The 6,503-nt window shown below is 66.8% G+C and carries 4 protein-coding genes and 1 pseudogene; 2 read left to right on the forward strand and 3 right to left on the reverse strand.

Going from position 1 to position 6,503, the window contains the following annotated elements; genetic code table 11:
• Together AC2VOU_RS06125 and eccB are read right to left on the reverse strand one after the other, a co-directional pair.
• A pseudogene (locus tag AC2VOU_RS06125) lies at positions 1–1,442 on the reverse strand (type VII secretion protein EccC); the annotation flags it as partial.
• Complete coding sequence (eccB, locus tag AC2VOU_RS06130) at positions 1,439–2,950, reverse strand: type VII secretion protein EccB (protein WP_486956569.1); 1,512 nt, start codon at positions 2,948–2,950, stop codon at positions 1,439–1,441. The pseudogene AC2VOU_RS06125 and the gene eccB, both read right to left, overlap by 4 nt.
• Before the next feature lie 303 nt (positions 2,951–3,253).
• Between eccB and malQ the strand changes: the two genes are divergently transcribed.
• Positions 3,254–5,395 (forward strand): 4-alpha-glucanotransferase, encoded by a 2,142-nt coding sequence (malQ, locus tag AC2VOU_RS06135; protein WP_486956570.1) that lies wholly within the window; start codon positions 3,254–3,256, stop codon positions 5,393–5,395.
• Positions 5,396–5,493: 98 nt separating this feature from the next.
• Positions 5,494–5,844, forward strand: a complete 351-nt coding sequence (locus AC2VOU_RS06140; RefSeq protein ID WP_486956571.1) for a hypothetical protein — start codon at positions 5,494–5,496, stop codon at positions 5,842–5,844.
• Between the two features lie 225 nt (positions 5,845–6,069).
• On the opposite strand, the gene AC2VOU_RS06145 is transcribed toward AC2VOU_RS06140, so the two are convergent.
• Positions 6,070–6,498: a type II toxin-antitoxin system Rv0910 family toxin gene (locus AC2VOU_RS06145; RefSeq protein ID WP_486956572.1), complete on the reverse strand. Its 429-nt coding sequence runs from the start codon at positions 6,496–6,498 to the stop codon at positions 6,070–6,072.
• Between the last annotated feature and the right edge of the window lie 5 nt (positions 6,499–6,503).

Raw genomic sequence — 6,503 nt, forward strand, 5'->3', positions numbered from 1 at the left:
AACAGCAGTTCGCCGTTGTCGGAACGATTTCCGAACGGGATGCGCAACCGGGAGCGGCTTGAGAGCGCATCGCGCCGACTGCTCCACAGTGACTCGAAATCGATCCGCGAAGGATCGTCAATTCCGAAGTAGGACAGGATGTCGCGGGCGCCGATCTGAGCGACGCGTTGTCCGATCTCCTCGTAGGCCTCGGCCAGCCGCCAGCGGGCCACCCCTTGCGCGAACTGCTCGGCTTCAGATTCGGTGACATGGTCCGCGAGGGCGAAGAACCAGCGGTTGTCGTCGATCACCATCCAGGTGTCACGGTCGCGCGGCAGCGCTTCGATCACGCCGATGTCGTTGGTGAACTTGAGCACCCGTTCCGGGTTGCCGGTCCACAGGTCAGAACCGGTCAGGTCGAAGAACGTCACGCCGTCGACGCCGTCGACACTGATGACGTACTCCCACTGCGGGTCGTCGACATCGGCGATGATCAGGTGGTGCGGCGTCGGCGTCTGGGCCGACGAGCTGGCGTGCCGCGGCGTGAAAGATCCACGCCCAGCGAACAATTCGGCCTGATCGGTGGCGAATTCCCGAACCGAGGAGTACACCATCCGCGCGTTGCCCGCGGCATCGCGGCGACGCGGGTCGCCGAAGTGCGGCAGCCACTTCACCCAGTCCCACTTGCTCAAGTCCGATGTGACCACGATCATCTGCAGATGGTCGGGTCCATGTGAGAAGGCCAGCTGGCAGATGAGCGCGCGCATGGCCCCCAGAGTCTGCTCACGATTGCCGACCAGCGCGTACCACGGCTCGACCAGCAGTGAGATCATCTTCGGCAGGTTGTAGACGACGCTCTGGTAGCGACCGAATTCCTGCAGTGCCTTACCGGTGACCGGCTCGAGTTCGATGTCGGTCGGCATGTTCTGCGGCTCGCCCCAGGTCACCTCGGGACGGGTCATGCCCACGCCGATCCGCGCGACACCGAAGTTGAGGTCCTTGCCGTCCGGTTTGCGCTCCCACATCCGGGACGAACCCACCGCGGCGGCCAGCGTCGTCGGCTGCGGGTGGAACCACCGGTAGTTGGCGTCCATGCTGTCGGCCGACTCGTTGGCGGTCTCTCGCAGCATGTCGAGCATCAGCATGAACTGGGCGCGCATCGCGTCCAGCTTCGGCCGGCTCATCTGCTGCTGGCCGCCGGCGCGACCGAACATCATCATGGCGACGCCGCCGATCATGAAGATCGGGAAGATCGACCCGGCGCCCAGGAACATCCGCGAGCCGTTGGCGACGGTCATGCCGACCATGCCGACCAGCAAGCCGACCACCAGCACGCCGACCACGATCAGCCACCATGGTTTTCCTTCGGGCGGCGGGACACTCAGCGGTGTCGGGAGGACGATGTTCTCCGGCCGGACGGCCGGTGCACGCTCGGGCGTCGGGCGTGCGAAACCTTGCTTCACTTGGGTACCACCAACTCTGCGGGGTTCATGTCGGACGGAAGGGTGTCATGACGTACCAGGGCGTCCGCGCGGGAGAGGGCGGGGCCCGGCGCCAGCAACCGCAGAGCAACCCACGGCGCCGGACTGGGCGCCAACGTCAGGCCCAGTGCTCTGCGGGCATCGTTAGAGTTTTCCACGCCGAAACGAACCCCGGAGCTGGAGAGCCACCACAGTGATTCGGCGGTGGTCGCTGCTGGGTCGTTGCCCGTGACGACGACCCAGTTGCCGTATTCGGGGCCGAAGTACACGCGATCGGCTTCCCGACCCGAGGAGTCGGCCTTGACCAGCGACACGACCTTGTCGGTCGAGCCGTTGGGCACCGGAATTGTCGGCCCGGAGATCACCTGGATGCGGGCGCGCTCCTCACCGGCGGTCTTCTCCCACCACCAGCATGTCGCGGGGTTTTCCTTCAGGTCGACCGGGCTCAGCGGGGCGTCCGGGTAGGCCGACAAGTCCAGCCCGCTGACGACCGGCAGCCTGGCCAGCGATGCGGGTGCCACGACAATCGGCGAGCTGCCCGCCGGGGTACCGGCGTTTTGGAGAATCTGGGCAACGACCGGATTCACCGTCTCCACGCCGTCGGCCAGCACCACCGAATACTGTTGCGGCCCGCTGATTTGCGGCGTCACAATCACGGTACCGATCGGCCCGGGCGCACCGGCGAATGCTGCCGGTTGGCCGGCAGCCGGAACCTTGGGTACCGACAACTCGGGGCCGACGGGCAACGCGTCGTACAGCGCACGGCTCATCGGATGGGCCTGACTGACGTTCTCCGGGGTCAGCCCAAGCGGCAGCAGTACCGCGCGGTTTGTCGCGTCGATACGTGACCGGCGCCCCTGCCGGACCACGTAGGTCTCCTTGTCGTACTTGAGCACCACAGCGTCGGACCCGCCGAGCACGTGGCGCCGATCCGACAGTTCGGGCCGGCCGTCGATGACGGTCACCGTCACCGGCGGCGCACCGACGCCTGCGGTGGGCGTCACGGAATCGCACACCAGCCACGACGACGTCGCTGGGCTGGTCGGAGAGAATTCCGACGGCGCTCCGGGAATCCCGACCAGCGCCCCGTGCGGCTGTTCGGCGATCTGGCTCCCCCGCACCTTGTGCGGGTTGTCGGCGCGGCCGGCGATCAGGCGTGCCGAGGCCAGGTTCAGCGCGGGGTACAGCTTGTCGCCGACTTTTACATAGAGTGCGCCGGAATCGCGGTCGGCGATGATCGGTGTGTCGTTCAGCTGGCCGGACGGGCTGATGAAGGAGTACAGCAAGGCACCCAGGCAGATCACCAAGGCGGCCGAGATCGACGCCACCACGGCCAGCGTCTGGCGTCGGCCGGGCTCGATTTCCATCCGCACCCGCCAGCGGGTCAGCGCCATGGCGGTACGACGGGCCAGGAACTGGTAACCGGTTACCTGGGTCCGGGTGGACAGTCCGAGACCATAGCCCGAACCGCGCTGGTGATCACCGGCCATTTCTGAGCACCCTCCGCTCGGACGCGAAGGCCGAAGATTGTGCAGTCCCACTGTTCACAGGGACAACGGTAGGGCACCCCGCGCGACCTCGCCACGCGGGCGTTCGAGCTCCAGCGATGTCCGCGTCCGCGCCGTTCGTGGTTTGCGCCACAGTGTTGTCACCTGCCAAGCGTTAGTGGGGAGGTTCAGCAGAACCTTCTCTGCGAATGGTACGGCCACGAGCAAACTCAGCCCCCCGTAACGGTGACGTTGAAGTGAACACGCGGGGCGCATCCCAGACATCTCGACAAGGAAGATGTCCGTATGAAACAGATGGCGTCGTCGCTGATCGAACTTGCGGGTCGATTTGGGATCTCCACCGCCTACGAAGACTGGCGCGGTCGCCGGGTCGACGTCCCGGTAAGCACCTTGATCGCGGTGCTGGCTGCGCTGGGCGTCGACGCCGCGGACGAGGCGGCACGCGCGGCGGCGCTCGTCGCGCACGAGAAGGCGCACTGGTCGCGCGCGCTACCGCCGACCATCTTCGGGCAGGCCGGTACGCCGACGACGTTCTGGGTGCACGTCACGCACGGCCAACCGGCCGAGGTGTGGCTCCAACTCGAAGACGGCACCGTCCGCAGCGGGATCGAGCAGGTCGACAACTTCACCCCGCCGTTTGACCAGGGCGGGCACCAGATCGGCGAAGCCAGTTTCGTATTGCCCGACGATCTACCGCTGGGATATCACCGGGTGCATCTGCGTTCCGGCGGAAACAAGGCCGACGCCGCGGTGATCGTGACACCGCCCTGGTTGGGTGTGCCCGATCGGCTGGGCGCGCGTCGTAGCTGGGGACTGGCCGCACAGTTGTACAGCGTGCGTTCCCGCCAGTCCTGGGGTGTCGGGGACCTGACCGATCTCGTGGATCTCGCGGTCTGGTCGGCGTCGCTGCACGGCGCCGGTTACCTGCTGGTCAACCCGCTGCACGCGGCTGGGCCGACCTCGCCGATGGAACCGTCCCCGTATCTGCCGACCTCGCGGCGGTTCGTCAACCCGCTGTATCTGCGCGTTGAGGCCATTCCCGAATACGGGCAACTACCCCGGCGGGGCCGCGTGCGTCGGTTACGTGACGGCGCCCAGAAACACGCTGCGTCGCTGGACTCGATCGACCGTGACAGCGCGTGGGCGACCAAACGCGAAGCGCTGGAGTTGGTATTCGCTGTCCCCCGCACCGCCGGCCGCGACCTGGCCTTTGCGGCGTACTGCGCTCGGGAAGGCGCCGCGCTCGACGACTTCGCCGCCTGGTGTGCGCTGGCCGAAAAGTACGGCGCCGACTGGCATCAATGGCCCGACTCGATGCGTCATCCCAGTGCCGAAGGAGTCGCAAACTTCGTCAAAAAGCATTCGGCCGCAGTCGATTTCCATCGTTGGCTGCAATGGCAACTCGACGAGCAACTGGCTGCTGCGCAGACCCAGGCGGTGTCGGCCGGGATGTCGTTGGGGATCGTGCACGATCTGGCCGTGGGTGTGCACCCCGACGGGGCGGATGCCTGGGCGTTGCAGGAGTCGCTGGCCCTCGGGGTCTCGGCCGGGGCACCGCCGGACGAGTTCAATCAGTTGGGCCAGGACTGGTCGCAGCCGCCGTGGCGCCCGGACCGCCTCGACGAACAGGAATACCAGCCGTTCCGCGACCTGATCCGCAGCGTGCTGCGGCACGCCGGCGGCGTACGGATCGACCACATCATCGGGCTATTCCGGTTGTGGTGGATCCCTCAGGGCCAACCGCCAACCGAGGGCACCTACGTGCGCTACGACCATGAAGCGATGATCGGCATCGTCGCCTTGGAGGCGTATCGCGCGCTGGCGCTGGTGGTGGGCGAGGATCTGGGCACCGTCGAGCCGTGGGTCCGTGACTACCTGCGGACACGGGGCGTGCTGGGCACGTCGATTCTGTGGTTCGAACTCGACCGCGACGGATCCGGTGGTCCGCTGCCGGCCGAACGCTGGCGCGAGTACTGCCTGTCCTCGGTGACCACTCATGATCTGCCGCCGACGGCTGGCTATCTGGCCAATGAACATGTGCGGCTGCGGGATTCGCTCGGGCTACTGACTCGCCCGGTCGAGCAGGAGTTGGCGGCGGCCGAGCGCGAACAGGCGGCCTGGCTGGCCGAACTGCGCCGAGTCGGCCTGCTGTCCGAGCCCGCTGACGAGGAGCAAACCGTACTGGCGCTGCATGAGTATCTGGGACGGACGCCGTCACGGCTCCTCGGGTTGGCACTCACCGACGCGGTCGGCGACAAGCGAACCCAGAATCAACCGGGCACCACCGACGAATACCCGAACTGGCGAGTTCCGCTGAGCGGTCCCGGCGGTCGGCCGATCCTGCTGGAGGATGTGTTTGACGATCGCCGGGCGAGCGCCCTGGCCGAGGCGATGCGGGCGCAAACCGCCCCCGCGAGCGACTGCTAGCGTCGGTTTTCCTTGAAAGAGTCGACGTTTGGCGTAGTCGCCCCAGTAGCTGCCGGGGCCGCCGCGGCGGCGAGCGGCTGCGGGACCTACTGGCGCTGATGCGCGACGAGGCCGTCGCCCCCGGACGCAACCCTGCCGATATCGAACTGACACTGACGCTGCTATTGCCCGATCCGCCAGCGGTTTTGGCGCCGGCTCGGGCGCACTCGGGTCACGCCGCGGTCAGCAAAGCAATTGCCGCCGTGGCATTGACGATCCGCACCCGACGTGCCATCGTCGGCGAGGTGTACGACCCCGGGACCCACCCCGGCACCGCTCGTGGCCGAATCGCCTGCGTCGCCCACCACTGGGTGCGACACGTCGACCAGTTCCGCGACGTGACCTGGCATCTGCGGTACGTCGACGAATATCGGCACACCGGCGCCGCGGGCTGGCGGATCTGTCGGTGAGAGTTGACGCGATACTCGGCCAGTCCGTCGGGTCCAGCCCCCGCGGTCCGGCTCAGCCGCCCGTCGAGCGAGCGGCTGCCCCACCGAGGATTTCGGCTGGTGTGGTGGTCAGCGGATCAACCGCGTCCCGGTCGTTGTTTCGATCGCCCGTGAGCGGGGTAGCTCCAACCTCACGAAGCGCGGACCGATCGGCGACGATCGACGGCGCGCCGTAACTGCGCTTTGTCACTGCAGGGCAGCGAGGTTGCACACGGATTTGCGGACGTCCGACTTGATGACCTTTGCGACGAGCGTGCCGAGTGGGCCGCTGAGAACCCCGCCGCCCAACGCGGCGGTGAGATCGAACGTCGATCCAGGTTGATTGTCGGTCACCCGCATGGTGACAGTGATCTGCACTCCGCCACGTCCACGACCGGTCAGCTCGATCTCGCGCGGCTCGTCGTATTCGGTCACTTGCCAGTGAATGACGTTCCGAAATCCCTTGACCTTGATCAACGACGACACGCGAGTGCCCTTTTCGATGGTCGTGGGAACTTCGCCGCGCCACCCGCCGAATATCGTCATCCAGTCGTCGAAGCGCCCCAGGTCCGACGCGAGCTTCCACGCGGACTGCGGTGACAGATCGGACGTTGTCGAGACGTCGACTTGTGCCACGTCGT

Source organism: Mycobacterium sp. TH-M25 (assembly GCF_057473665.1).